The sequence below is a fragment of the Janthinobacterium sp. SUN176 genome (assembly GCF_030587335.1).
Lineage (GTDB): Bacteria > Pseudomonadota > Gammaproteobacteria > Burkholderiales > Burkholderiaceae_D > Janthinobacterium > Janthinobacterium kumbetense.
On sequence record NZ_JAPWIA010000001.1, the window covers coordinates 4,138,423 to 4,163,277 of the forward strand.

General features: G+C 63.0%; 25 protein-coding genes and 1 pseudogene. 8 read left to right on the forward strand and 18 right to left on the reverse strand.

Annotation, left to right across the window (positions count from 1 at the left end):
• Nucleotides 1-37: 37 nt before the first annotated feature.
• On the forward strand, nucleotides 38-826 hold the full coding sequence (locus O3299_RS18685; RefSeq protein ID WP_305062892.1) for a helix-turn-helix domain-containing protein: 789 nt from the start codon (nucleotides 38-40) through the stop codon (nucleotides 824-826).
• Between the two features lie 91 nt (nucleotides 827-917).
• Nucleotides 918-1,283 carry a VOC family protein gene (locus O3299_RS18690; protein ID WP_305062893.1) on the forward strand — a complete coding sequence of 122 codons (366 nt, stop codon included), beginning with the start codon at nucleotides 918-920 and terminating at the stop codon, nucleotides 1,281-1,283.
• Nucleotides 1,284-1,289: 6 nt separating this feature from the next.
• Here the strand turns inward: O3299_RS18690 and O3299_RS18695 are convergent, their stop codons facing one another.
• Nucleotides 1,290-2,195, reverse strand: a complete 906-nt coding sequence (locus O3299_RS18695) for a LysR substrate-binding domain-containing protein (protein WP_289907318.1) — start codon at nucleotides 2,193-2,195, stop codon at nucleotides 1,290-1,292.
• A 160-nt stretch (nucleotides 2,196-2,355) separates the two neighbouring features.
• Between O3299_RS18695 and O3299_RS18700 the strand changes: the two genes are divergently transcribed.
• The gene (locus O3299_RS18700; protein WP_034745726.1) at nucleotides 2,356-3,534 is read left to right on the forward strand and encodes an acyl-CoA dehydrogenase; all 1,179 of its coding nucleotides are present in this window, start codon (nucleotides 2,356-2,358) and stop codon (nucleotides 3,532-3,534) included.
• The gene (locus O3299_RS18705) at nucleotides 3,534-4,781 is read left to right on the forward strand and encodes a CaiB/BaiF CoA-transferase family protein (RefSeq protein ID WP_305054197.1); all 1,248 of its coding nucleotides are present in this window, start codon (nucleotides 3,534-3,536) and stop codon (nucleotides 4,779-4,781) included. Before O3299_RS18700 ends, O3299_RS18705 begins: the two co-directional genes overlap by 1 nt.
• 53 nt (nucleotides 4,782-4,834) lie before the next feature.
• Here the strand turns inward: O3299_RS18705 and O3299_RS18710 are convergent, their stop codons facing one another.
• Genes O3299_RS18710 through O3299_RS18720 form a run of 3 tightly spaced genes read right to left on the reverse strand, consistent with a single transcriptional unit; the run spans nucleotide 4,835 to nucleotide 6,634 of the window.
• A complete protein-coding gene (locus O3299_RS18710; RefSeq protein ID WP_305054198.1) occupies nucleotides 4,835-5,161 on the reverse strand; it encodes a barstar family protein in 327 nt (108 codons plus the stop codon).
• An 8-nt stretch (nucleotides 5,162-5,169) separates the two neighbouring features.
• Nucleotides 5,170-5,979 carry a 4-hydroxy-tetrahydrodipicolinate reductase gene (gene dapB, locus O3299_RS18715; protein WP_099666270.1) on the reverse strand — a complete coding sequence of 270 codons (810 nt, stop codon included), beginning with the start codon at nucleotides 5,977-5,979 and terminating at the stop codon, nucleotides 5,170-5,172.
• Nucleotides 5,980-5,998: 19 nt separating this feature from the next.
• Entirely contained in the window at nucleotides 5,999-6,634 is a 636-nt protein-coding gene (locus tag O3299_RS18720; RefSeq protein ID WP_305062985.1) for an outer membrane protein assembly factor BamE, read from the reverse strand.
• Nucleotides 6,635-6,830: 196 nt separating this feature from the next.
• Between O3299_RS18720 and fur the strand changes: the two genes are divergently transcribed.
• A complete protein-coding gene (gene fur, locus O3299_RS18725; RefSeq protein ID WP_034778781.1) occupies nucleotides 6,831-7,262 on the forward strand; it encodes a ferric iron uptake transcriptional regulator in 432 nt (143 codons plus the stop codon).
• A 51-nt stretch (nucleotides 7,263-7,313) separates the two neighbouring features.
• On the opposite strand, the gene hrcA is transcribed toward fur, so the two are convergent.
• Both hrcA and O3299_RS18735 read right to left on the reverse strand, forming a co-directional pair.
• Entirely contained in the window at nucleotides 7,314-8,330 is a 1,017-nt protein-coding gene (hrcA, locus tag O3299_RS18730) for a heat-inducible transcriptional repressor HrcA (protein ID WP_034745713.1), read from the reverse strand.
• A 102-nt stretch (nucleotides 8,331-8,432) separates the two neighbouring features.
• A complete protein-coding gene (locus O3299_RS18735) occupies nucleotides 8,433-9,158 on the reverse strand; it encodes an HAD family hydrolase (protein WP_251351296.1) in 726 nt (241 codons plus the stop codon).
• A gap of 245 nt (nucleotides 9,159-9,403) precedes the next feature.
• Between O3299_RS18735 and O3299_RS18740 the strand changes: the two genes are divergently transcribed.
• Nucleotides 9,404-10,003, forward strand: a complete 600-nt coding sequence (locus tag O3299_RS18740) for a hypothetical protein (RefSeq protein ID WP_305054200.1) — start codon at nucleotides 9,404-9,406, stop codon at nucleotides 10,001-10,003.
• A 3-nt stretch (nucleotides 10,004-10,006) separates the two neighbouring features.
• Complete coding sequence (locus tag O3299_RS18745; RefSeq protein WP_251351298.1) at nucleotides 10,007-10,621, forward strand: hypothetical protein; 615 nt, start codon at nucleotides 10,007-10,009, stop codon at nucleotides 10,619-10,621.
• A 186-nt stretch (nucleotides 10,622-10,807) separates the two neighbouring features.
• On the opposite strand, the pseudogene mmsB reads toward O3299_RS18745, so the two are convergent.
• The 5 genes and pseudogenes from mmsB to O3299_RS18770 form a co-directional block, all read right to left on the reverse strand.
• A pseudogene (mmsB, locus tag O3299_RS18750) lies at nucleotides 10,808-11,716 on the reverse strand (3-hydroxyisobutyrate dehydrogenase); the annotation flags it as partial.
• A gap of 17 nt (nucleotides 11,717-11,733) precedes the next feature.
• Complete coding sequence (locus O3299_RS18755) at nucleotides 11,734-12,876, reverse strand: enoyl-CoA hydratase/isomerase family protein (protein WP_305054201.1); 1,143 nt, start codon at nucleotides 12,874-12,876, stop codon at nucleotides 11,734-11,736.
• Nucleotides 12,869-13,654, reverse strand: coding sequence for an enoyl-CoA hydratase (locus O3299_RS18760; RefSeq protein ID WP_305062894.1), 786 nt, complete (start codon nucleotides 13,652-13,654; stop codon nucleotides 12,869-12,871). Before O3299_RS18760 ends, O3299_RS18755 begins: the two co-directional genes overlap by 8 nt.
• Complete coding sequence (locus O3299_RS18765) at nucleotides 13,651-14,811, reverse strand: acyl-CoA dehydrogenase family protein (protein WP_305062895.1); 1,161 nt, start codon at nucleotides 14,809-14,811, stop codon at nucleotides 13,651-13,653. Before O3299_RS18765 ends, O3299_RS18760 begins: the two co-directional genes overlap by 4 nt.
• Nucleotides 14,812-14,820: 9 nt before the next feature.
• Nucleotides 14,821-16,329 (reverse strand): CoA-acylating methylmalonate-semialdehyde dehydrogenase, encoded by a 1,509-nt coding sequence (locus O3299_RS18770; protein ID WP_251351302.1) that lies wholly within the window; start codon nucleotides 16,327-16,329, stop codon nucleotides 14,821-14,823.
• Between the two features lie 158 nt (nucleotides 16,330-16,487).
• Here O3299_RS18770 and O3299_RS18775 point away from each other — a divergent pair, with 158 nt between their 5' ends.
• Nucleotides 16,488-17,870: a short-chain fatty acyl-CoA regulator family protein gene (locus O3299_RS18775; RefSeq protein ID WP_305062896.1), complete on the forward strand. Its 1,383-nt coding sequence runs from the start codon at nucleotides 16,488-16,490 to the stop codon at nucleotides 17,868-17,870.
• A gap of 1 nt (nucleotide 17,871) precedes the next feature.
• On the opposite strand, the gene O3299_RS18780 is transcribed toward O3299_RS18775, so the two are convergent.
• From O3299_RS18780 to O3299_RS18810, 7 genes are read right to left on the reverse strand one after another with little or no spacing between them, the layout of a single operon-like run.
• Nucleotides 17,872-18,942, reverse strand: coding sequence for an adenosine deaminase (locus O3299_RS18780; protein ID WP_305062897.1), 1,071 nt, complete (start codon nucleotides 18,940-18,942; stop codon nucleotides 17,872-17,874).
• Between the two features lie 28 nt (nucleotides 18,943-18,970).
• Entirely contained in the window at nucleotides 18,971-19,915 is a 945-nt protein-coding gene (locus O3299_RS18785) for a nucleoside hydrolase (protein WP_305054205.1), read from the reverse strand.
• Nucleotides 19,916-19,934: 19 nt separating this feature from the next.
• Complete coding sequence (locus O3299_RS18790) at nucleotides 19,935-20,966, reverse strand: ABC transporter ATP-binding protein (protein WP_099666258.1); 1,032 nt, start codon at nucleotides 20,964-20,966, stop codon at nucleotides 19,935-19,937.
• A 13-nt stretch (nucleotides 20,967-20,979) separates the two neighbouring features.
• Nucleotides 20,980-21,759 (reverse strand): ABC transporter permease, encoded by a 780-nt coding sequence (locus tag O3299_RS18795; RefSeq protein ID WP_035822719.1) that lies wholly within the window; start codon nucleotides 21,757-21,759, stop codon nucleotides 20,980-20,982.
• A complete protein-coding gene (locus O3299_RS18800) occupies nucleotides 21,756-22,595 on the reverse strand; it encodes an ABC transporter permease (RefSeq protein ID WP_099666257.1) in 840 nt (279 codons plus the stop codon). The genes O3299_RS18795 and O3299_RS18800 overlap by 4 nt, the downstream gene beginning before the upstream one ends.
• A 21-nt stretch (nucleotides 22,596-22,616) precedes the next feature.
• On the reverse strand, nucleotides 22,617-23,639 hold the full coding sequence (locus O3299_RS18805) for an ABC transporter substrate-binding protein (protein WP_289900629.1): 1,023 nt from the start codon (nucleotides 23,637-23,639) through the stop codon (nucleotides 22,617-22,619).
• Between the two features lie 57 nt (nucleotides 23,640-23,696).
• Nucleotides 23,697-24,800, reverse strand: coding sequence for a porin (locus O3299_RS18810; RefSeq protein ID WP_305058912.1), 1,104 nt, complete (start codon nucleotides 24,798-24,800; stop codon nucleotides 23,697-23,699).
• Between the last annotated feature and the right edge of the window lie 55 nt (nucleotides 24,801-24,855).

Genomic DNA, 24,855 nt, shown 5'->3' on the forward strand with positions numbered 1-24,855 from the left:
ATGCTATGTCGTATGCAACAATACATATGCCACAATCTTGTTCTTTGCATCAACGCCGGCCATGATCGTCTACCAGGAATATCCGCCCATCCCCGCCCTGCGGCCGTGGCTGGACTGCGTCTGGACGTGCCGCGTGCAAACGGGCGCCACGCCCCTCACGCACCAGGTCTTGCCCGACAATTGCATCGACATCCTGTGCCAGGACCAGCAGGACGCCAGCTTTGCCGTGGGCATGATGACGGCGCCGATCGCCGTCGTCAGCCAGGGCCTCGTGCAGACGGTGGCGGCCCGCTTCAAGCCGGGCGCGGCGGCCCGCTTCTTCCAGCTGCCCTTGTGTGAACTCAGCGATGGCCGCACGGGATTGCAGCAGCTGTGGGGCCGCGAACTGGCGGCGCGCCTGGCTGACGCCCTGTGGAGCGAGCCCTTGTCCAATGCGCAAAGAATTTCTATTCTGCAAGACTATCTGCTGCTGCGTCTGCGCAGCGTGCCGCCACGGCGCCAGCCCGGCGCGGCCGAACATGCCATCGCGGCCATCGAGCGCGCATGCGGCCAGGTGCGCGTGGAGGGCCTGGCGCGGCAACTGGGCGTGTCGCGCCAGCACCTGGCGCTGCAATTTCGCCAGCAAGTCGGCATCAGCCCGAAGCTGTTTGCCCGCATCTGCCGTTTTCGCGCCGCCAGCCAGGGCCTGACAAGCCTGGCGGGACAGCCGGACTGGGCGCAAGTGGCCTTGCAATATGGTTATTTCGACCAGTCGCACCTGATCCACGACTTCCAGGATTTCACCCGCAGCTCGCCCGAGGCGTGGCTGACGGGCCGGCGTGCATGACCACCTTCCATTTTTCCAATCGCGCGGCGCGCGCCGGTGGCATCATGGCGCCAGGTACTTCGCCGACTATTTCAACCAACAGGAGCAGAACATGATCAAGGGCTTGCGCACCGTCACCTATCCCGTCCCCGACCTGGACAAGGCCAAGGCCTGGTACAGCCAGGTTTTCAGCACGGCGCCCTATTTCGACCAGCCGTTCTATGTCGGCTTTGCCATCGGCGGCTTCGAGCTGGGCTTGCTGCCGGGCGGCGAAGCGGGCACGCAGGGCAGCGTGACGTATTGGGGCGTGGACGGCATCGAGCAGGAAGTCGAGCGCATCGTTGCGCTGGGCGGCACCCTGCACCACCCGATCACGGACGTGGGCGACGGCATCCGCACGGTGGAATTGCTCGACCCGTACGGCAACCAGATCGGCCTGATCGACAATCCGCATTTCGATACGGCCAAGGTGGTTTGAATTGCCTCAGGCCGCTTCGCCCTGCAGCCATAGCCGGAACTGCTGCAAGGCCGTCTTTTCATGCGCCGTTTCGGGCGTGATCAGGTAATACGCGCGCTGGCCGCGCAGTGGTCGCTCGCATGCGATCTGCAATTCGCCACGCGCCAGTTCCGCTTCGACCAGCATGCGTGGCAGCAAGACCACGCCCTGCCCTTGCACGGCCGCCATGGCCAGCATGGAAAACAGTTCATAGCGGGCGCCGTAGTGCGCCCCGTCGCGCCCCTCGCCCTCGACCTGCATGGCGTCAAACCACTGGCGCCAGGCGCCCGGGCGCGTACTTTGTTGCAACAAGGTCAATTCCAATAAATCCTGCGGCTGCCAGTCGCTGCGCGCCGCCAGCAGGCGGGGGCTGGCGACGGGCACGATTTCTTCGTGCATGAGCAAGGTGGCGCGCGTGCCGGGCCAGCGCGCCAGTTGCTCGGGCGTGCCCGCGTACAGGGCGCCATCGTATTCCGTATCGGCAAACATAAACGGTTTTGTATACGCGTCGATATGCACGACGATGTCCGGATGCAAGTCCGCCAGCGAAGACAGCCGCGGCATCAGCCAGCGCGTGGCAAACGTGGGCACGGAAGCGAGCTGCAAGGCGCCGCCGCCGCCCTGGCGCGCCATGGTGTCGAGCGTGTCGCGCTCCAGACCGTCGAGGCGGGCGGCGATCTGCCGCGCATACGCGGCGCCGGCGCTGGTCAGCAGCACGCCATGGCGCGTGCGCTGAAACAGTTGCACCCCAAGAAAAGTTTCCAGGGACGAAATCTGGCGCGACACGGCGCTTTGCGTCAGCGACAGTTCGCGCGCCGCATGCGTGTAGCTCTGGTGGCGCGCGGCCGCCTCGAAGCAGTTCAGCGCTTGCAGCATGGGGATTTTGCGTGACATGGGAATATCCGGCCGGTAAAAGAACGCCAGTATGCCGCAAGATATGCGTAGCACGCATGTCTGGGTGCGAAAAAATCGTTTGCGCAAGGCTAGGCAAAAATCTACCATGAGTCATATTCAATCTTGCGCCGATCACCGGCGCTCACCTGCGAGGCCTGTGATGAGCAAAACCGTATTCGACTGGAATTCCCCCCTGCTGCTGGAAGAACAACTGACGGGCGACGAACGCGCCGTGCTGGAAGCGGCCCGCGACTATTGCCAGGGCAGCCTGGTGCCGCGCGTGCTCGAATCGTTCCGCCATGGCCGCACGGATGCCGCCATCTTCCGCGAAATGGGAGAGCTGGGCTTGCTGGGCACGACCATTCCCGAGGAATACGGCGGCGCCGGCCTGAACTACGTGTGCTACGGCCTGGCCGCGCGCGAAGTCGAGCGCGTCGATTCGGGCTACCGCTCGATGATGAGCGTGCAATCGTCGCTGGTGATGGTGCCGATCAACGCTTTCGGCAACGAAGAAACCAAACAGAAATACCTGCCGAAACTGGCGACGGGCGAATACATCGGCTGCTTCGGCCTGACGGAACCGAACCACGGCTCCGACCCTGGCAGCATGGTCACGCGCGCGCGCAAGGTGCCGGGCGGCTATAGCCTGTCGGGCGCCAAGATGTGGATCACCAACAGCCCGATTGCCGACGTGTTCGTCGTCTGGGCCAAGGACGATGAAGGCGCGATCCGCGGCTTCGTGCTGGAAAAAGGCTGGAAAGGCCTGTCGGCGCCGGAAATCCACGGCAAGGTCGGCTTGCGCACCAGCATCACCGGCGAAATCGTCATGGATGAAGTATTTTGCCCGGAAGAAAACGCCTTCCCGGACGTGCGCGGCTTGAAAGGCCCGTTCACTTGCCTGAACAGCGCCCGCTACGGCATCGCCTGGGGCGCGCTGGGCGCGGCAGAAGACTGCTACCTGAAAGCACGCCAGTACACGATGGACCGCCAGCAATTCGGCCGTCCTCTTGCTGCAAATCAACTGGTGCAAAAGAAACTGGCCGACATGTTGACGGAAATCACCATGGGCTTGCAAGGCTGCTTGCGCCTCGGTCGCATGAAGGATGAAGGCTCGCCCGCCGTGGAAATCACCTCCATCATGAAACGCAACAGCTGCGGCAAGGCGCTGGACATTGCCCGCGTGGCGCGCGACATGATGGGTGGCAACGGCATTTCCGACGAGTTCGGCGTCATCCGCCACCTGGTCAACCTGGAAGTGGTCAACACCTATGAAGGCACGCACGATGTGCACGCGCTGATCATCGGCCGCGCCATCACCGGCATCGCCGCGTTCAACTAATGGACGCCTTGGCTTCCACCCTGCGGCCCGCGCCGCTGACCGGCTTGCGCGTGCTCGACCTGTCGCGCGTGCTGGCCGGCCCGTGGGCCGGGCAAATGCTGGCCGACCTGGGCGCCGACGTGGTCAAGGTTGAACAGCCGGGCCGCGGCGACGACACGCGCTCCTGGGGGCCGCCGTATCTGAAAGACGAGGATGGCCGCGACACCGCCGAGGCCGCCTATTTCCAGTGCGCCAACCGCAACAAGCGCTCCCTGTGCATCGACTTGGCCGCCCCGGAAGGGCAAGCCCTGGTGCGCCGGCTGGCGGCCGAGGCGGATGTCTTGCTGGAAAATTTCAAGCTGGATGGCTTGAAGCAATACGGTCTGGATGCGGCCAGCTTGCTGGAACTCAACCCGCGCCTCGTCTACTGCTCGATTACCGGCTTCGGCCAGGATGGGCCGTACGCGGCGCGCGCCGGCTATGACTTTTTGATCCAGGGCATGGGCGGCTTGATGAGCATCACGGGCGTGCCCGACGGCCAGCCGGGCGCCGGGCCGCAAAAAGTGGGCGTGGCGCAGACGGACATCCTGACGGGCCTGTACGCCACCATCGCCGTGCAGGCGGCGCTGGCCGAACGGGAACGCTCGGGCCTGGGCCAGCATATCGACCTGGCCTTGCTCGACGTGCAAGTGGCCGCGCTGGGCAACCAGGCCGCCAATTACCTGTGCGGCGGCAAGGTGCCCCAGCGCATGGGCAATGCGCATCCGAACATTGTTCCATATCAAGACTTCCCCACGGCCGACGGCGACATGATTCTGGCGATCGGCAACGATGGACAATTCTCGCGCTTTTGCGCCGTCGCCGGCCATCCGGAATGGGCGCAGGACGAACGTTTCGCCACCAATCCGCAGCGCGTGGCGCACCGGGCGATCCTGATTCCGCTGATGCGCCAGGCCACGGTGATGCGCACGACGGCCGAGTGGATCAGCGCCTTCGAGGCGCAAGCCGTGCCGTGCGGCCCCGTCAACCGCATCGACCAGGTCTTTGCCGACCCGCAAGTGGTGGCGCGCGGCTTGAAAGTGGAGATGCCGCATCCGACGGCGGGCACGGTGGCGCTGGTGGCCAATCCCGTGCGCCTGTCGGCTTCACCGGTGCAATACCGCTTGCCGCCGCCATTGCTGGGGCAGCATACCCAGGAGGTGCTGCAGCAATGGCTGGGCCTCGATGGCGGCCAGATCGACGGTTTGCGCGAACGCAAAGTCGTCTAAAGAAAAACGCCGGCCAGTGGCAACACTGTCCGGCGTTTTTTATCGATTCAGCCTTATTTCAGCACCAGTTTCAACGCCGGTTTTTCACCGTAATCTTCATAGCGCTCGTTGATGCCGGCGATACAGAACGTGATTTCTTCCAGTAAATCAGGCACTTGCGCCTTCATGCTTTCGGCGTCCTGCACCACGATGTCGAGCACTTCGTTCGGTTTCAAACGGAACTGCGTCATGTTTTCGTCGTCGCGCAGATAGCTGAGGCAATCGACCCAGGCATCCATGCTGTTGCCGTAAAACTCGGGGAAACCGAAGGCTTGCACGCATTGCGCGTGAAAGCTCGCTGCGTCGGTGATGTCTTTTCCATTCAGGATGGCAATGGCCATGGTCTTCCTCAGTTCTTCAGCGACAGCACATCCTGCATGTCGAACAGGCCGGTGGGCTTGTCGGCCAGGAAACGCGCGGCGCGCAGGGCACCGTGGGCATAGGTGACGCGGCTGCTCGACTTGTGGCTGATCTCGATGCGCTCGCCGATGCCGGCAAACAACACCGTATGGTCGCCCACGATATCGCCGCCGCGGATGGTGGCAAAGCCGATGGTCGACGGGTCGCGTTCGCCCGTCACGCCTTCGCGGCCGTACACGGCGCATTCCTTCAAGTCGCGTCCCAAGGCACCGGCCACCACTTCACCCATTTGCAGGGCCGTGCCCGATGGCGCATCGACCTTGAAGCGGTGATGGGCTTCGATAATTTCAATGTCGTAGCCTTCGGACAAGCTTTTCGCGGCCAGTTCCAGCAATTTCATGGTGACATTCACGCCCACGCTCATGTTCGGCGCGAACATGATGGCCGTCTTTTCGGCGGCGGCGGCAATGGCGGCCTTGCCAGCGTCGTCGAAACCGGTGGTGCCGATGATCATCTTGATGCCGTGCTCGGCGCAATACGCCAGGTGCTGCAAAGTGCCTTCCGGACGCGTGAAATCGATCAGGAAGTCGGCGTTCGCCAGGCCCTTCGCCAGGTCGGACTGCGTCAGCACGCCGGCCGGCTTGCCGAGGAAGGCGGCCGCATCCTGTCCGATCGATGGCGAACCGGCACGGTCGAGCGCGCCGGCCAGCACGGCGTCGGGCGCATTGCTGACCGCTTCGATCAGGATATGGCCCATGCGGCCGCTGGCGCCAGCGATGGCAATTTTCAGTTCAGTCATTTTATTCTCTTACAGCAACTTATTTGGTGGGTTCGGCAGCAGGTGCAGGTGCAGGTGCAGGCTCGGCGGCAGGTGCAGGCGTCACTTCCGGCTTGCTCACAGGAATGGCAGGGGCGGCATCGGCCGGCACGGGCACGGCGCTCGGCGCCACGGGCGACGGCACGGCGGCGGCTGGCGCGTCGGCCTTGGCGACCTTGGCGAACGGCGACGGGCCGGCGATACGGTCGATGTATTCTTTCTCCGTCGGCAAGTTACCGCCTTCGAAACGTTCAACCTTGCCATCCTTGCCGAAGTACACGACCACGCGGCTGCTGGTGGTTTCGCCACTGCCCCGTGCCAGGCGGAATGGATAATCCCAGCGGTCGGCATGGAAGATATCGGTCAGCAGCGAGGTGCCGAGGACGAAACGCACCTGATCGCGCGTCATGCCCACTTTCAACTGGGCCAGCATCTCTTCAGAGACAAAGTTGCCTTGTTGAATGTCAGGACGGTAGGGCGAGAAAAACCACATGAATTTCTGCAGCGGCGTAATGGTGGTCGTTTGTGCGCCCTGTTCGGGAACCAGTTCCTTGCCTTCTTTTTGAGCAGCTGCCGGCTTTTCGCCCAGGATGCCACGGTTGGCGCAGCCGGACATGGCCAGCGCGACACAGACCATGCCTGCCAAGACTGGTGCTCGAAATGGAATACGGTGCCAGAGAGATGGCAATACAGCCGGTGTTACGCGCATAAATGACCTCAATTGGATGAACAAAACGCCAGGAGTGACCGGCCCGCCAAAAAAAAGCATATTTTGGCACTCCCCGACAAAACGCTATATGATAAAGCACCTGACCCACATACGAGCAACAAACATGAGTAACAATCCTAGTGATCTCAAGGCAAGCGGCCTGAAAGCCACCCTGCCACGGCTGAAGATACTCGATATCTTCCAGAGTAGCCCGGTACGCCACCTGACCGCGGAAGACGTCTACAAGATTCTGCTGGCCGACAATATGGATGTCGGTTTGGCAACTGTCTACCGCGTCCTCACGCAATTCGAACAGGCCGGCTTGCTCAATCGCAACCATTTTGAAACCGGCAAGGCGATTTTCGAGCTCAACGAAGGTTCCCACCACGACCATCTGGTGTGCCTCGACTGTGGCCGGGTCGAAGAATTCTTCGACGAAGACATCGAAGTGCGCCAGCAAAAAGTGGCCGAAGAGCGCGGCTTCAAGATCGCCGAACACGCTTTGGCCATCTACGGCAACTGCATCAAGACGGCTTGCCCGCACAAAACAGCCTGACCCAAGCCGGCCGTTTCCGCAAGGGAACGGCCGGCGCGCCAGGCAGTACGATCAATGATGGCTCAGTGCGCTTGACAGCAGCTTGGCCGTGATATCGACGATCGGGATGACGCGCTCGTAAGCCATGCGCGTCGGCCCGATCACTCCCAACGTTCCCACGATCTTGCCGTTGACTTCATACGGCGCCGTCACCACGCTCATCTCATCCATCGGCACCAGGTTCGATTCGCCGCCGATAAAAATCTGTACGCCCGTCGCCTTGCTCGACACGTCGAGCAACTGCATCAAGCCCGTTTTTTGCTCGAACATGTCGAACATCTGGCGCAGCGAATGCATGTTCGACGACAGATCGCTCACGCTGAGCAAGTTGCGCTCGCCGGAAATCACCATGTCATCGCTATGGTCCGCCATCGCTTCGCTGCCCGCTTCCACGGCCGCCTGCATCAAACTGCCCATATCGTCGCGCAACTGGCGCAATTCGCCCTGCAGGCGCACGCGCACGGCATCGAAGGACAGGCCGCCATAATTCTGGTTGATGTAATTGGCCGATTGCACCAGTTGCGCCGGCGTATAGTCGGCCTCCGTCAGCAATAAACGGTTCTGCACGTCGCCGCCGGGCGCAACGATGACGAGCAGGATGCGTTTTTCCGACAGGCGCAGGAATTCGATTTGCTGGAACACGGATTCGCGGCGCGGACTGAGCACGACGCCGGCAAATTGCGACAGCGACGACAGCATCTGCGCCGCGTTGGCGATGGTTTTTTGCGGTTGCGGCGTCTGCAGGCGCATGCGCGATTCCACCAGGTGCTCGTCCAGGTGCCGCACGGTCAGCAAGGTGTCGACAAAGATGCGGTAGCCGCGCGGCGTGGGGATGCGTCCGGCCGAGGTGTGCGGACTGGACACATAACCGAGCTCTTCCAGGTCGGCCATGATGTTGCGGATCGTGGCCGGCGACAGGTCCAGGCCGGAAATTTTCGACAAGGCGCGCGAACCGACCGGCAGGCCGTCGGCGATATATCGCTCGACCAGGGCTTTCAGCAGTGTTTGGGCACGTGTATCGAGTTGCATGGTGTTTTATTTAGGCAAGTATTTTGTTAAGCAAGCGGCAACGAAAGCGGCCGAACGTGCGTCAACAGCGCCTATTATGCACGTTCGCCCGGCCTGCGGCGATCAATCTTCCAGTTGCCCTTGCAACCACAGCAACAATTCATCAAAGTTGGCGCAGATGGCGTCGGGCTGCACGCCGGCGGCCAGGTGCGCATCGCTGCCCTTGCGGTTCATCCAGACGGCGCGCATGCCCGCCCCCTGCGCTCCCGTCACGTCGAAATACAGGTCGTCGCCCACATACACGGCTTCATGGGGCGCGACGTCCAGCGCGGCGCAAGCTGCCAGGAAGATGCTGGCGTCGGGCTTGGCCACGCCAAAATCGCTGGCGGCGATCGATACCTTGAAATGCTGCGCCAGGCCGATAATGTCAAGGTCCGCATTGCCATTCGAGATCGAACCGACCAGCATGCGCTGGCGCATCCAGGCCAGGCCCGGCAAGACGTCGTCATAGGGCTGGACGCGGTTGCGCGCGGCCAGGAATTGCAGGATAGCGCCGTCGACCAGGGCGGGATCCTCGCCGGCAGCCTCGAAGGCGGCCAGCAAGCCCGCGCGGCGCAACTCGATCAGGTTGCCATGGAAATGCGGTTGTTCCTTGAGCATGGCCAGGCGGTGCTGGCGCAGCACCTCGATGGAAAACTGCCGCGCCACCTTGGGCGCATGCGTGGCCAGCCAGTCGTGCAGCAGGGTTTCCGCGGCGGCGATCACGGGCGCGATGGGCCACAAGGTATCGTCGAGGTCGAACAGGATGGCCTTGGGCGGCACGGCGGGTTTTACGGGGGCAAGGGACATGGGACTCACAATGGGATGCTGCGTCACGCTGCGCAGGATGCGTCTATTGTCGCACCGATCGACGCCGCCGGCATGGCTGCGCCCCCGTGAAATGGGGCCGGGCCAGCGCTTCCCGGCGAAAAATTGTTACAGGGTGATACAAGGCAAGGTCATCCAGCTTGCCAGATAGACTAAAATAGGCGCCATTCCAATGCGGCGCCAGCGTCCGCGTTGCGCTACCCAACTTAATTCGTTTTGGAGAATGTATGAAAAATTTGTACCTGCGCTCGATGCTGGCGGCGGCTTGCGCCGTCACCCTGGCAGCCTGCGGCGGCAGCGGCGGCAACCTGTATCTGCAAGTCTCAGTCAGCGGCCTGGCCAAGGATGGCCTGATTCTCCTGAATGACGGGGAACGCTTGCCGGTTCCTGTGGGCCAGGGCACCGTCGTCTTCACCAAGCTGGTCAAGAACGATGACCGCTACAATATTACCATCGCGGAACAGCCCAAGGGCGCCGTTTGCACCATCGCCAATGGCGCCGGCAAGGCATCGAGCTATTCCGTGAACACGGCCTTGGTGAGCTGCACAACCAACAGCTACCCGCTGAATGGCACGATCACAGGCCTGACCGCCGATGGCTTGCGCCTGGTGATGGGCCCCAAAGGCATCACCCTGTCGGCTGGCGCCACCGCCTACACATTCACTTCGGTAGCTGACGGCGCCCCGTACGGTATTTCCATACTGACTCAGCCAACGGGCCTGACGTGCCGCTTCCAGGGTTCAAAGAGTACCGACGCCAGCGATACGGTCGGCACGATGGGCTCTGCCGCCACGACCGCGGCCACACTTGACTGCACGCCGCAGTAATCCTTGCGATCCGTCACCTATTTTTTGGAGAAATACATGAAGTTATCCTGCTTGCGCCCACTCGCCGCGCTGCTGCTGACCCTGGGACTGGCCGCTTGCGGCGGCAAGGCCTCGTATGAGGTCGGCGGAACGATCTTTGGCTTGACCAATGAAGGGCTGATCCTGGCAAATGGCAGCGACACCCTCCCGGTTCCTGCGGGCAAAACGTCGTTCACTTTTATCAAGCGCATCGACTATGGCACCGACTACAACATCACCTTCAACAAACAACCGGCCCACATGACTTGCAGCATCAGCGGCGGTTCCGGCTCGGCTGGTCATTACATCAATATCAGCGCCGCTGTTACTTGCTTGCAAAACAAATATACCGTGGGCGGCACGATTTCCGGCCTGACCGTGGATGGCCTGGTGCTGATTAACGGTAGTACAATAACAACGGTGGCCAAGGACACCACGACGTTTACCATGGCCGGCCCAGTCGACTATGGCGACACCTATGCCGTCAGCGTCTCCGTTCAGCCGAAGGGTCTGCAGTGCGACCTGGCCCCAGGTACCGAAAAAGGCACCATGGGCGAAGGGAATGTAACGGCGGTGAAGATAGCCTGCAAACCCGTCTGAGTTGCGGCAACGGTAGCCGCCAGGCGGCTACCGGGAAGAGATATCATGGAAATCTATAGTTGATATTCCAAAGATAAATTGGAGTTATATGTGGCGATGCAGCATAATGCATCTGTCTCCTCCAACTCTTCCAAGAATTGGATTTAGCCCGCTTTTACCAGCGGGCTTTTTTTTGCCCAGAATTTCTCACGCGGGTTTATTCAAGCCCGGCTGCAACATCTGCACGATGCTGGAAAAATCCTGCTGCGCATAACCGGCTTGCGCATGCATCTGGTACATCTGACGCACCAGGCCGCCCAAGGGCGTGGGCGCGTTCGCCGACAGGGCCGACTGCTGCGCCAGGCCCAGGTCTTTCAGCATCAGCGCCGTGCCAAAGCCGCCCGTGTAATTGCGCGACGCGGGCGTACCGTCCATGACGCCGGGCCACGGGTTGTACACTTCCAGGGTCCAGTTGCGGCCCGAACTCTTGGCCATGATGTCGGACAACACTTTCGGGTCCAGGCCATGCGCCACGCCCAGGTTCAACGCTTCGGCCGTCCCCGCCATCAAGATGCCCAGCAGCATGTTGTTGCAAATCTTCGCCACCTGGCCCGCGCCCGCCTCGCCCGCATGAAAGATGTTCTTGCCCATCTTTTCCAGCAGGGGACGCGCCTGCTGCAAGGCCGCTTCGCTGCCGCCGACGATAAAGGTCAGGGTGCCGGCCGCCGCGCCCGCCGTGCCGCCCGAGACGGGCGCATCGATCATGGTAAAGCCCCGCTCGCTGGCCGCCTGCGCCACTTGCCGCGCCACATCGGCGGCGATGGTGCTGCAATCGATGAACAGGGCGCCCGGCTTGGCCGAGTCCAGCACGCCGCCCGCCGCCAGGTACAGCTCCTGCACGTGCTTGTTGGCTGGCAACATGGTGATGACGGCGTCAGCCGTCTGTACGGCCGCGCTGGCGGACGCGGCCGCCGTGGCGCCCGCCTCGACGAGCGACGCCACGGCCGCCGGCGTCAGGTCGAATACGGATACGTGGAAGCCGGCGGCCACCAGGTTGCGGGCCATCGGCGCGCCCATGTTGCCCAAGCCGATGAAAGCGATATGTTGCATTTTTAAAGTCTCCTGTTGTTCTTTTAATGTAGGTCGCGCAAAGGATGGCTATCCCACGGCGCCGTGAAATATCCATTGAGATACGCGTCGCCGACGCCGGCCAGGCTGGCCGGCTGCCACTGCGGCGCGTTGTCCTTGTCGATCAGCAAGGCGCGCACGCCTTCGCTGAAGTCCGCATGGGCGCAGCACTGCACGGCAACGATCAATTCCAGCTGGAACACTTGCGCCAAACTCATATGGCGCGTGCGTACACGCATGGCCCAGACCAGGGCGGCGGAACTGGGCGCGCCCTTGTGCAGCGAGTGGGCCGCCTTTTGCAGCCAGGCCGAATCGCCGTCATACGCGGCGATGGCGGCCACCACTTCGGGCAAGGTGGGCGCTTGCGTCAGCGCGGCGATGGCGTCGAAGTTGGCGCGCACTTCGGACACGGGCAGCAAGGACGCGGGAGCCGAGAAGCCGCGCAGCAAGCGGTCCAGCTGCTCGCTGTTCGCCTGCGGGCTGGCTTGCCATTGCGCCAGCGCCAGCGCGTCCAGCACCATGTTCCGCTCTTCCTGGCGCAGGAAATAGTCGCCCAGCCCCGCAAACAGGGCGTCAGCCGCGTTCATCGGTGCCCCCGTCAGCCCCAGGAACAGGCCGCTGCGGCCCGGCATGCGGCCCAGGAACCAGCTGCCGCCCACGTCCGGGAACAAGCCGATCGTGATTTCCGGCATGGCGATGCGCGTGCCTTCCGTCACGACGCGGTGGCTGGCGCCCGCCATCAGCCCCAGGCCGCCGCCCATGACGATGCCGCCGCCCCACACCAGCAGCGGCTTCGCATACGTGTGGATGCGGTGGTCGAGCCGGTACTCCTCGGCAAAGAAGGCCAGCGCCTGCGGGTTCGGCACGACACCCGCTTGCTCGACGACGGCCGAACGCAGGCTGCGCACGTCGCCGCCCGCGCAGAAGGCCTTGTCGGTCGACGATTGCAGCACCACGCAGGCGATGGCCTCGTCACCGGCCCAGCGCACGAGGGCGCCATCGATGGCGCGTATCATGTCCAGGGTCAGCGCGTGCAAGGACTTTGGCGCATCGAGGGTGATGACGCCCAGCTTCATGCCGCCGGGACAGTCGCGCTCTTCTATCTTGACGGTCTCAACCAAGGTTTCAGCCACAGTATTTTCAGCCATTCTTCCACTCCGCCGGACGTTTTTCCAGGAACGCTTGCACGCCTTCTTTCTGGTCTTGCGTATCGAACAGGCCCAGGAACAGGGTGCGTTCATCGGGCAAGGAAGCGACCAGCGGATGGCTGCGCGCGCCCTGGATCAGGGTCTTGCACGCCGTCACGCTGCTGGGGCTTTGACGGGCCACCTTGGCGGCCAGGGCCAGCGCCGTGGCGGCAGCCTTGCCGGTTGGCACGACTTCCTCGACGAGGCCGATGGCCAGGGCCTTGGCCGCATCGACCCGCTCGCCGCACAGAATCATGCGCTTGGCCCAGCCTTCGCCCACCAGCCATGGCAAATGCTGCGTGCCGCCCGCGCACGGCAGCAGGCCGACGGACGCTTCCGGCAGGGCCATCTGCGCGTGTTCCTCGGCAATGCGGATATCGCACGCCAGCGCGCATTCCAGGCCGCCGCCCATGGCGTAGCCATTGATGGCGGCGATGCTGACGCCGCGAAACGCGGACAGCGCCTCGAACGCCTCGCCAAAGGCGGCGGCCATGGCGAACGCCATATCCTTGTCGCCGTCGGCAAACACCTTTAAATCGGCGCCGGCCGAGAAGAACTTGGCGCCGCCGCCCGTGATCACGAGCGCATACACGTCCGGGTCCCCATTCAGGTCGGCCACCAGCTCCTTCAGGGCGCGCAGGCTGTCCAGGGTCCACGTGTGGGCGGGCGGGTTGTCGAGGGTCACCAGGGCCGTATGGCCACGGCGTTCCAGCAGCAGATTGGTATACACTCTGGTCATCGTAAGGTCTCCGTGGCGCCGTCTTTCAAAATCGCTCGCGCGACGATCAGGCGCATGATTTCATTCGTCCCTTCCAGGATCTGGTGCACCCGCGTGTCGCGCACGTGGCGCTCGAGCGGATACTCGCGGATATAGCCGTAGCCGCCATGCAATTGCAGCGCATCGTTGGCCACATTGAAACCCACATCCGTGGCGAAACGTTTTGCCATAGCGCAATATGCCGTGGCGTCAGGGCTATCCTGGTCCAGTTTCCAGGCAGCCAGGCGCACCATCTGGCGCGCCGCCACCAGCTCCGTCAGCATGTCGGCCAGCTTGAATTGCAGGGCCTGGAACTGGGCCAGCTCGCGGCCGAACTGCGTGCGCTCCTTCATGTAGGCCTGCGCCCGTGTGAGGGCCGCCTGCGCCGTGCCCACCGAGCACACGGCGATATTGATGCGTCCGCCATCGATGCCCTTCATGGCAATGGCAAAGCCTTCGCCTTCCGCGCCCAGCAAGTTGCCAACAGGCACTTTCACCTGGTCGAAGCTGATGATGCGCGTGGGCTGGCTGTTCCAGCCCATCTTTTCTTCTTTCTTGCCATACACGATGCCGGGCAAATTCGCCGGCACGGCAAACGCGGAAATGCCGGCCGCGCCCTCGCCGCCCGTGCGCGCCATGACGATCAGCATATCCGTCTGGCCCGCGCCGGAAATGAAGGCTTTCGTGCCGTCGAGCACATAAAAATCGCCCTCTTTCACTGCCTTGGTGCGCAGGGACGCCGCGTCGGAGCCTGATTGCGGTTCCGTCAGGCAATAGCTGGCCAGCTTCTGGCCGGCCGCCAGAGCAGGCACCCACTCGTCGCACAGGGCTTCCTGCCCCCAGCGCGACAGCATCCAGGTGGCCATGTTGTGGATCGTGATGTAAGCCGTGGTCGAAGTGCAGCCACCGGCCAGCTCCTCGAAGACGATGGCCGCATCCTGGCGGGACAGGCCCAGGCCGCCCCAGCGCTGCGGCGTGTACAGGCCGCAAAAGCCCATCTCGCCCGCCTTGGCAATCGTTTCCACCGGGAAAATCGATTCCGCATCCCAATGCGCCGCGTGCGGCGCCAGTTCGCCTTCGGCAAACGCGCGCGCCGCCTGCTGGAACTCGCGCTGCTCGTCGCTCAGTTCAAAGTCCATGCCAGCTCCTTATTTGAGGCTGATGGTGGTGTTGACCTTGCCCACCGAGGCCGCATCCGTGAACCAGCGCTGGGTAATCGTCTGCGTCTGCGTGTAGAACAGCACGACTTGCTTGCCGAACGGACCCAGGTCGCCCAGTTTCGAGCCGCGCGACCCCGTAAAGCTGAACAGGGGCACGGGCACGGGGATGGGCACGTTGATGCCCACCTGGCCCACGTCGATTTCTTCCTGGAAATAGCGCGCGGCCGCGCCGCTTTGCGTGAACAGGGCCGTGCCGTTGCCGTTCGGATTCGCGTTCACCAGGGCAATCGCTTCATCCAGGGTATCGACTTCGACGACGATCAAGACGGGGCCAAAGATTTCCTGGTCATATACGACCATGCCGGGTTTCACGCCGGACAGAATCGTCGGTCCCACGAAGTTGCCGTTCGGATAGCCATCGACCTTCACGTCGCGGCCGTCCAGGGTCAGCACGGCGCCCTGCTCGATGCCCTTGGCGACCAGGCTGTGCACGCGATCCTTGGCTGCGCAGGAAATGACAGGGCCCAGGTCCGGATTGTCCTTGCCCGCGCCCACCGTCAGGGTTTGCGCCTTGGCCGCCAGTTCCGGCAGCCAGTCGCGCGCTTCGCCCACCAGCACGGCGACGGACGCCGCCATGCAGCGCTGGCCGGCCGCGCCGAAGCCCGCGCCCAGCAACTGGTTCAGGGTTTGTTCTTTATTTGCATCCGGCAAGACGACGGCGTGGTTCTTGGCGCCCATCATGCACTGCGCGCGCTTGCCGTTCAGGCTGGCGCGCTGGTACACATGCGTACCCACCTTGCTCGAACCCACGAACGAAATCGCCTTGATGTCCGGATGGTCGCACAGGGCATTGACCACGTCTTCGCCGCCGTGAATCACGTTCAGCACGCCGGCAGGGATGCCCGCCTGCAAGGCCAGGCGCACGAGTTTTTCCGTCACCAGCGGATCTTGTTCCGATGGTTTCAGCACGAAAGTATTGCCACAGGCAATTGCCATCGGGAACATCCACAGGGGGATCATGGCGGGGAAATTGAACGGGGTAATGCCCGCGCACACGCCCAGCGGCTGCATCACGCTGTAGGTATCGACGCCGCCGGCCACGTTTTGCGCGTACTCGCCCATTTGCAGGGTGCCGATATTGGCCGCATGTTCCACCACTTCCAGGCCGCGGAAAACGTCGCCTTCCGCGTCGAGCAGGGTCTTGCCCTGTTCCATCGTCAGGGTGGCGGCCAGGTCGGCCATGTTTTCACGGATCAATTGCTGCAATTTGAGGAAAATGCGGGCACGGGCGCCGATCGGCGTCTTGCGCCAGGTCTTGAAGGCGCGCTGGGCCGAGGCGATGGCGGCATTGACTTCCTCCGGCGTGGCGAACGGCACACGGGCCAGGACTTCCTGCGTGGCAGGGTTGACGACGTCGCGCCAGACGGTGGTGGTCGATTCGACCCACTCGCCGTTGATCAGCAGTGGAACGGTAGGGATGGAAGTTTGCGTGGTCACTCGGTGTCTCCTCATTGGGGGTATAGGTCTGTTTGCATTATTCGCACAATACGGGCCGCAAACAAGGCGTGAAAATGCGAGATAATGCAAAGCTGAATCTGTTAATCTGCAAAGATTGTAAATTTGCAGACTCCACAAACCGGGGAAGGAGAAGCGCGATGGCGAAGGTTTTCATGGGCGTGCGCCTGCAACGCCTGCGCGAGGAACGGCGCATGACGCAGGTGGCGCTGGCCAAGTCCCTGGGCATCTCGCCCAGCTACCTGAATCAGATGGAGCGCAACCAGCGCCCGCTGACGGTGCCCATTTTGCTGCGCATCGGCAGCGTGCTGGGGGTCGATCCGCAAATCTTTTCCGAACACGACAGCGCCAGCCTGGTGGCCGACGTGCGCGACGTGTTCGGCGAATTGCCCGACGCGCCGCCCACCTCGATGGCGGAACTCAAAATGCTGGTGGAAAACATGCCGGAACTGGCCCGCTCGATTTTGCTCTTGCAGCGGCGCTACCGGGTGATGGCGGAGCGGGCCGACACGCTGGCCGCGCGCCTCGACGACGGCAGCCGCGGCGCCAGTTCGGCCGCGCCGTCCACGGACGAGGAAGTGCGCGAATACCTGAACCGGCGGCAAAATTACATCGATGAGCTGGACCGGGCGGCGGAGCTCGTGGCCGGCCAATTCGACCCTGTCCTGCGCACGCTCGACGCGCTGCAAGGCCGCTTGCTGGATCGCCACGGCATCCGGGTGCAACTGTCCGATGGCGACGCGGGCATGGTGCGCAAGCATCGCTATGACGCCCAGCAACACATCTTGTGGCTGCCCGACACCCTGACGGGCGGCCAGCGCGCGTTCCAGATGGCGGCGCAGATCAGCCTGCTGGAACACAGTTCGCTGATCGACGCCCTGGTGCTGTCGGCGGGATTCTCCGGCGCGGCCGCGCAAACGAGCGCGCGCCTGGCCTTTTCCAATTATTTCGCCGGCGCCCTGCTGATGCCGTACCAGCGCTTTTTGCAGGCGGCGGAAACGCGCGCCTACGATATCGAGCGCCTGGCGCACCAGTTTGGCGTGGGCTTCGAAGCCGTATGCCACCGCCTGAGCACCATGCAGCGCCCCGAGGCGGCGGGACTGCCGTTTTTCTTCGTGCGCGTCGACCGGGCCGGCAATGTCTCGAAGCGCCAGTCAGCCACGGACTTCCATTTTTCAAGAGTGGGCGGCACGTGTCCGCTGTGGATCGTCTACGACGCCTTCAGCCATCCGGGCCAGGTACTGACGCAGGTGGCCAGCATGCCCGACGGCTGCACCTATCTGTGGATCGCGCGCCAGGTCAGCACGGCGTCGCCGGGCTTCCGGGCACCGGGCAAGACCTTTGCCGTGGCGCTGGGCTGCGATATCTCGCAGGCGCACCGGCTGATCTATTCGAAGGGACTCGATTTGCACGACCCCACCAGCGCCACGCCCATCGGCACGGGCTGCAAGGTGTGCGAGCGCCAAAGCTGCCCGCAGCGGGCGTTTCCATCGCTGCTGGCACCGCCGCCAGCGTCCGCCTGACTTACTCGACGACCCGGGCGCGCAGCGCGTCGAATTCACGCGCAAATTCCGCGCGCCAGTCGCGCCGCGTGGATTCGGCTATCCAGGCCGCGTCCAGGCCATTGAGCATGAAGCCGCGCATGTCGTCCAGGCCGAAGCCGAATTCGCGCATCATCATCCAGGCGCCCGTCGGCGTCACGTGGTGCAGGGTCGGGTCGTCCGTATTCGGATGCAGTTTCAGGCCCAGCTTGGCCATGGCGCGGATCGGGTGGTCCAATGCCCAGCGCTCGGGCGCCAGGGTGCGCAGATAGTAGGAATTGGTCGGCACGACCGTAAATACGAGGCCGCGCTCCACGCAGCGCTGCGCCAATTGAGGATTATCAACAATCGTGTAGCCATGGTCGACCCGGTCCACCTGCAACTGCTCGATGGCCGTCTCCACGTTCATCCACGGCATGCCGAATTCGCCCGCGTGCGCCGTGCACTTGAAGCCGGCCTCGCGCGCGGCGCGGTAGGCTTCGATGAAGAGTTCTGGCGGGCGGTCGTTTTCGCGGTAATCGATGCCGATGCCGATGACTTCCGGCGCGCGGTAAGCCTTCATCCATTCCACCATCTGCACGGCTTCGGCGGGACTCGCTTCGCGGTCGATGCTGGGGATCAGGCGGCCGATCACGCCGAAATCGCGCTGCGCGTCGCGGATGGCGGCCACGATGGCGTCTTGCGCCGCGTCATAGCGGATGCCCGACACGCGCACGGTGCCGGTGGGGTTCCAAAAGAATTCCGCGTAGCGCACGCCGTGGCCATGCACGTCTTCCAGGTATTCGTAGGCCAGGCAATACAGGTCTGTCGGCGAGACGATCAGGTGCGCGTCGAGCGCGCGCAGCACGCGCAGCACGCCGACAGGCTTGTCGCCGCGCGTGTAAAACGCGTCGATTTCCTCGGGAGTGACGACATTGCCCGTCTTGGCGGCCAGCGCACGGAAAGTGGCTTGCCGCACCGTGCCGAACAGGTGGCAATGCAGCTCCACTTTCGGCATGGCGCGTAAAAACTGTTCGATGCTCAGGGCAGGCAGGGTGTCGGCAGGATGACTCATGAAGCTCGCTTCGTTAGTGGAAAAAGGGTCAGACGAGAATGGCGGCCAGGCGGCGCATCAGGCGCTCGATGGCGGCCGGGCCGTCGGCCAGCATCGCCACTTGCGTGTTGATGGGTGCGCGGCGCGGCACGCGGAACTCGCACACCGTCATGCCGCGCGTCAGTTCGCCCGTCAATTCGATGGCCACGTGGGCGCTCTGGAACTGGAACAGCTGCGGCGCTTCCAGGTACAGGGCCACCACGGGGTCGTACATCGGCATGGGCACGGAACCGTCGGCACTGCGGATGCGCACATACGCTTCCAGGTAGCCGGCCAGACGCTGCGCGCGCGGCGTGCCGATGGCGCGCAGCTGCTCCACTTCCACGTTCGTCACCAGCAGCTGGCGGCACAGGTTCAAGCCGAACATGCGCAGCGGGATGCCGGCCTGGAAGACCTGGGCGGCCGCTTCCGGATCCGCATAGATATTGAATTCCGCCGCCGCCGTGTGGTTGCCCTGGTCGGTCGAGCCGCCCATCAGGATGATTTCGACGATTTTTTCCGCGATGTCCGGCGCGCGGGTCAAGGCTGTCGCCAAGTTCGTCATCGGCGCGATCGCCATGATGGTGATCTGGCCAGGATACTTGCGCACGGCGGCGATCAGCGCGTCGACGGCGTGGCCGGCAGCGTCGCTGGCGGCGCCGGGCGGCAGGATCTCGCCCGTCGTCGGCATGCCGCTGTCGCCGAGGATGCGCTGCGCCGTTTCGATGACGCCGGCCAGCGGCTCTTCGCAGCCGCGGTAGATCGGCACCGTCAAGCCATCATGGGCCTTGATGCGCAAGGCGTTGTCGTAGGTGATGTCGACGGGCGCATTGCCCGCCACCACGCTCACGCCCAGCCACTCGATATCGGGATTGCTGCCCAAGAGCAACATCGTCAGCCAGTCGTCGAAACCGGGATCGGTATCGAGCCAGATCTTTTTCAAGGATTGGGTCATGATGCTTTCCAGTAAGAAATTACGCGCCCAGCCACAGGGCGCTGTCGGACGGCAGCACGAAGGAGACGGCCGTGCCTTCGCGCCAGGCGGCGCCGCCGGCCGCGCAAATGCCCTTGACCTGGCCCAGCGGCGTTTGCAGCAGGTATTCGACGGTGTCGCCCAGGAAGCCCCGCGCCAGCACGGTACCCGGGTATTGACCGGCCGCGTCGTCGGGCGCGCAGACGCGCACCTTGTCCGGACGCCAGCCCAGCACCGTGGTGCCGGCCGCGACGGGCGATGTGTACGGCAGGCTGGCGCCCGCATGGTGCAGCGCGCCGTCGCGGTAGTCGAACAGGTTCTCGAAGCCCATGAAGTTGGCCACGAAGCGCGTCGACGGCGTATTGAAGACGGCTTCCGGCGCGGCCAATTGCTCGATGCGCCCGCCATTCATGACAACGATGCGGTCGGACAGGGCCAGCGCTTCTTCCTGGTCGTGCGTGACATACAGCATGGTGATGCCCAGCTCGCGCTGGATGCGGCGCAGTTCGGCGCGCATCTGCACGCGCAGCTTGGCGTCCAGGTTCGACAGCGGCTCGTCGAGCAGCAGCAGGGCCGGCTCGACGACGATGGCGCGCGCCAGCGCCACGCGCTGCTGCTGGCCACCGGACATCTGCGCCGGCAAGCGCGTTTCAAAACCCGTCAGGCCGACGGCGGCGATCACCGCTTCCACCTTCGTTTTCAGCAAAGCTGGCGCGACCTTGCGCAAGCGCAAACCGAAAGCGATGTTGTCGTATACATTCAAGTGCGGGAACAGCGCGTACGACTGGAAGACCATGCCGATATTGCGCTTGTTCGGCGCCAGCTTGCCGATTTCGCGGCCGTCGAGCACGATGCGGCCCGACTGCAGCGGCATCAGGCCGGCGATGGCGCGCATGGTGGTGGTCTTGCCGCAGCCGCTGGGGCCCAGCAGGGAAATCAGTTCGCCCTGCTCGACGTGCAGGTCCAGGTCTTTCACGGACGTCGTGTTCTTGGCGTAGCCGAGGTTCAGCTTGTGCAGTTCCAGATAACTCATGGTGTGTTGCCTCTTACATGTATTTAGAAATGCCCAGCACCTTCTCGGTCACCATCACGAAGGCCATGGTGAACAAGACCAGCAAGGTCGACAGGGCAGCGATCGACGGATCGAAACTGTTTTCCATATGTCCCAGCATCTCGATCGGCAAGGTGCTGATACCCGGGCCCGTCAAGAACAGCGAGACGGGCACCTGGTTGAACGAGGTGACGAAGGCGAGGAAGAAGGCGGCGATCACGGCGTTGCGGATATTCGGCAGCACGATCATGAAGAACGCGCGCAAACGCGACGCGCCCAGCGTGATGGCGGCATCCTCGATATCGACGCGCAAGTTCACCAGGCTGGCGTACACGACGCGCACCGAGTACGGAATCAGCAGCGCGATATGGCCGATCAAGAGTCCCACGTAGACGGGCGCATTGATGGTCAGCACCAGGTGGTGCAGCAAGCCCAGGCCCACGAGGATGGCGGGAATGATCAGCGGCGACGTCAGTATCTGCCGGATGGCGCCGATGCCCGGCGGCGGCATGCGCGAAAACGCATACGCGACGGGAATGCCCAGCAACAGCGCGATGACGGTGGCAATCAGGCCGATTTCCAGGCTGGTCTGGAAGGCGCGGCGGAACTCGGGCGCCGACCACACTTCCAGAATCCAGCGCAGCGAATACGACTCGGGCGGGAACGCCAGGGTTTCGCCGCCGGAAAAACCGGCCAGCACGACGATGGCGAAAGGCCCCAGCAGGAACAGGAATACCAGCCATAAAACGGCACGTGAAAACAGGCTTTCTTTCATACGGAACTCCGGCTCGAGGAAATACGTTTAAGGCCGGCATTCACCAGCAAGGTCATGCAGACGAGGATGACGGCGATGACATTCGCCGCACCGAAATCGCTCTCCACGCTGACCTTTTGGTACAGCAGGGTTTCCAGCATCAGCACCTTGGTGCCGCCCAGCAGGGCCGGCGTCACATAGGCCGTCACGCAGCCCGTAAACACCAGGGTGCCGCCGACGACCAGGCCTTCCTGCGTCAGCGGCAGGGTGACCTTGCAAAACACTTGCCATGGATTGGCGCCCAGGGTGGCGGCAGCCGGTTCCACGTCGCGCGGCAGGTTTTCCAGCGCGCCCGCCAGCGACATCAGCATCAGCGGCAGCAGCAGTTGCAGCAGGCCGACAAACACGGCGAACTCGCTGAACAGCAGGCGCAGGGGCTCTTCCGTCAAGCCCATGTTGACCAGCGCCGCGTTGACGGCGCCATTGCGGCCCAGCAGCACGATCCAGGCGTAGGTACGCGCGATCGGCGAGACCATCAGCGGCAAGATCATCATGCCCACCACCAGGCCGCGCCACTTCGGCGACACGCGCGCCACGGCTTGCGCGGCAGGGTAGCCGAGGATGATGGAAGCGAGCGTCACCAGCGCGGCGATGCGCAGGGTTCGCCAGAAGATGGTGCGGTTGAACTCTTGCGAAAAGAATTCGACGAAGCGGTCCACGCCCCACTGCATGCCGTCGCCGACGCGGAAGGCGTCGACCAGCAAGGCCAGCACGGGCAGCAGGAAGCAGACAACGATAAAGATCAGCGCCGGCAGGACCAGCAGCAGTCCCAGGCGCTTTTTTGGATCAGCAAACATGGTGTTTTCTCCTCGTCACCACTATTTGCTCATGGCCTTGTTCCACTGCGTCATCCAGTTGCTGCGCTGCTTGATGATGGTTTCCGGTTTGACGAATTTCAGCGAATTGATCTGGTCGGCACCATAGGTGTTGAATTGCGCGGCGGCCACCGACAGGCGTACGTCCTTGTTGACGGGCGAATCGACCAGGTTGGTCGCCAGCTGCGTCTGCACTTCCTTGGACAGCCAGAAATCCATCAGCTGGTACGCCAGGTCCGCATTCTTCGAGCCGGCAACGATGCCCATCACGTTCATGCCTGCCGCCTGGCCTTCGGCCGGGATGCTCCATTTCAGGGGCAAGCCCGTCTTGAGCATTTGCGACCAGGTAAAGCGCGCCACGGGCGCGGCCCAGATTTCATCCTGGGCGAACAGGGCGGCCAGCTGCGCGCTGTTTTTCGAGAAGGTGACGACGTTGCCCTTCATGCCGACGATTTTCGCAAAACCGGTGGCGTAGTCGTCCGTCTTGCCGCCCCAGGCCGCATCGGCCATGCGCAGCATCAACGGGCCCTGCGTGGTGCTCACGTCGGGGAAGGCCACGCGGCCCTTCAGTTCGGGGCGCCACAGGTCCTTCCAGGACGTCAGCGGGGCGATCTTGTCGCTGCGGTACACCAGGCCGACCGAATACAGGGTGTAGCCGACGGCGAAATTGCCGCCGACGGGGTTTTTCGCCACGTCGTACAGCGCCTTGTAATTGCTCAGCTTGGAGTAATCCATGGGCTGGATGACGCCCTTTTGCGCCGCTTCCAGCATGCCGGAATCGGACAGCAGCACCAGGTCGATCACCGGATTCTTGGCGTGCACCACCAGCTTGGCGATGCGGTCCGCATTATTCCCCGTTTCCACCTTGATATCGCAACCGCATTTGGCCTTGAACGGCTCGTACACATACTTCATGAACAAGGGCTGGGCAATCGGGTAGGCCGAAATGACCAGCTCGCGTTTTTCCGCGTGGGCGGCGTTGGCCAGCAAGCCTAGGCTCAACGCCAACATGAGGTGCTTTTTCAAGATGCTTCCTTTCAGGGGACGGCGCTGGGGGACAGCGCCTGTAAAGATGAATCAGACTCAGAAATAATGTCGCATGCCGACGATCAGCACGCTTTGCGTCTTGCCGCCCGAGGCGCCGAAGCCGAACACGCGCGCGAACGTCGCATCGCCGGCCGCTTTCTGGTAGCTCCAGGTGATGGCGACATCGGTGCGCTTGGACAGGAAGTAATCGGCCTGGAAGTTGACCTGATGCCATTTCGGCGTCTTGTTGATCACGTCATATTTACCAGTGGTAAAGAAATACGACGCGCCCAGGTTCAACGCTTCCGTCAGCTTGTGGTTCACGTTCAAGTCCACGTTTTGCAGGGTCAGGTTGCTTTGGTCCAGGTAGTGGTAGCGCACGTTGGTGTACAGCGCGCCGAACTTGGTCCTGCCCACATTATAAAAGCCTCCCGTGCCGGCGATGGCCTGGCTGTCCACGCCCGCGCCCTTGACGGCGCTCTTGTTGAAGATCAACAGGGAACTGCCATAGTCATTGCCGATGGCGCCATTCGGCGCGTCCGGGCTGTTCGGGCGATCCATCTTGGTGTAGGCGACGGCCCAGCTGAAGGCATCGACTTTGTAGCCGGCGCCCATGCTGTAGACGCGGTTGCGGTTGGAATCTTCCGGATTTTCGCTGAAACCGTACAAACCCGTAAACGACAGGTTGCTGATGTTCGGGCTGACATACTTGACGGCATTTTGCACGCGCAGGTTGTTGTAGCCATTGTCGTTGTCGCCGATGTGCACGCCGTTACTGGCGATGACCACCGGACCCAGCAGGTCCTTGACGGCTTCGTACTGGCGGCCCAGGGTCAGGGTGCCCTTGTCGTTGCTCGACAGGCCCACATACGACTGGCGACCGAACAGACGGCCGCTTTGCGAGGCCGTGCCCGTCATGACGTTAAAACCGTTTTCCAGCGCGAAGACGGCCTTGGTGCCGTTGCCCAGGTCTTCCTGGCCGCGGAAACCGATGCGGGGATTCTGATTCGTACCGCTCAGCGCATGCGTGCGGCTGCCGTTACCCTCATCCGATACATAGCCGATACCGGCCGACAGCAAGCCATACACTTGCACGCTGCTTTGCGCCTGCGCCGCGCCCTGCGCCGCCAGCAAGCCCCCAACTACCATCGTTCCAGTCATCCATTTGTTCATCGCCGCCGCCCTAAAAAGAATAAACCCTGAGTTTTTTTGGAAT

Bases quoted from the DNA above. Each gene is read 5' to 3' on its own strand.
- O3299_RS18690 (WP_305062893.1), top strand. From the start codon at position 918: ATGATCAAGGGCTTGCGCACCGTCACCTATCCCGTCCCCGACCTGGAC.
- O3299_RS18695 (WP_289907318.1), bottom strand. From the start codon at position 2,195: ATGTCACGCAAAATCCCCATGCTGCAAGCGCTGAACTGCTTCGAGGCG.
- O3299_RS18700 (WP_034745726.1), top strand. From the start codon at position 2,356: ATGAGCAAAACCGTATTCGACTGGAATTCCCCCCTGCTGCTGGAAGAA.
- O3299_RS18705 (WP_305054197.1), top strand. From the start codon at position 3,534: ATGGACGCCTTGGCTTCCACCCTGCGGCCCGCGCCGCTGACCGGCTTG.
- O3299_RS18710 (WP_305054198.1), bottom strand. From the start codon at position 5,161: ATGGCCATTGCCATCCTGAATGGAAAAGACATCACCGACGCAGCGAGC.
- dapB (WP_099666270.1), bottom strand. From the start codon at position 5,979: ATGACTGAACTGAAAATTGCCATCGCTGGCGCCAGCGGCCGCATGGGC.
- O3299_RS18720 (WP_305062985.1), bottom strand. From the start codon at position 6,634: ATGGTCTGTGTCGCGCTGGCCATGTCCGGCTGCGCCAACCGTGGCATC.
- fur (WP_034778781.1), top strand. From the start codon at position 6,831: ATGAGTAACAATCCTAGTGATCTCAAGGCAAGCGGCCTGAAAGCCACC.
- hrcA (WP_034745713.1), bottom strand. From the start codon at position 8,330: ATGCAACTCGATACACGTGCCCAAACACTGCTGAAAGCCCTGGTCGAG.
- O3299_RS18735 (WP_251351296.1), bottom strand. From the start codon at position 9,158: ATGTCCCTTGCCCCCGTAAAACCCGCCGTGCCGCCCAAGGCCATCCTG.
- O3299_RS18740 (WP_305054200.1), top strand. From the start codon at position 9,404: ATGAAAAATTTGTACCTGCGCTCGATGCTGGCGGCGGCTTGCGCCGTC.
- O3299_RS18755 (WP_305054201.1), bottom strand. From the start codon at position 12,876: ATGGCTGAAAATACTGTGGCTGAAACCTTGGTTGAGACCGTCAAGATA.
- O3299_RS18760 (WP_305062894.1), bottom strand. From the start codon at position 13,654: ATGACCAGAGTGTATACCAATCTGCTGCTGGAACGCCGTGGCCATACG.
- O3299_RS18765 (WP_305062895.1), bottom strand. From the start codon at position 14,811: ATGGACTTTGAACTGAGCGACGAGCAGCGCGAGTTCCAGCAGGCGGCG.
- O3299_RS18775 (WP_305062896.1), top strand. From the start codon at position 16,488: ATGGCGAAGGTTTTCATGGGCGTGCGCCTGCAACGCCTGCGCGAGGAA.
- O3299_RS18780 (WP_305062897.1), bottom strand. From the start codon at position 18,942: ATGAGTCATCCTGCCGACACCCTGCCTGCCCTGAGCATCGAACAGTTT.
- O3299_RS18785 (WP_305054205.1), bottom strand. From the start codon at position 19,915: ATGACCCAATCCTTGAAAAAGATCTGGCTCGATACCGATCCCGGTTTC.
- O3299_RS18790 (WP_099666258.1), bottom strand. From the start codon at position 20,966: ATGAGTTATCTGGAACTGCACAAGCTGAACCTCGGCTACGCCAAGAAC.
- O3299_RS18795 (WP_035822719.1), bottom strand. From the start codon at position 21,759: ATGAAAGAAAGCCTGTTTTCACGTGCCGTTTTATGGCTGGTATTCCTG.
- O3299_RS18800 (WP_099666257.1), bottom strand. From the start codon at position 22,595: ATGTTTGCTGATCCAAAAAAGCGCCTGGGACTGCTGCTGGTCCTGCCG.
- O3299_RS18810 (WP_305058912.1), bottom strand. From the start codon at position 24,800: ATGACTGGAACGATGGTAGTTGGGGGCTTGCTGGCGGCGCAGGGCGCG.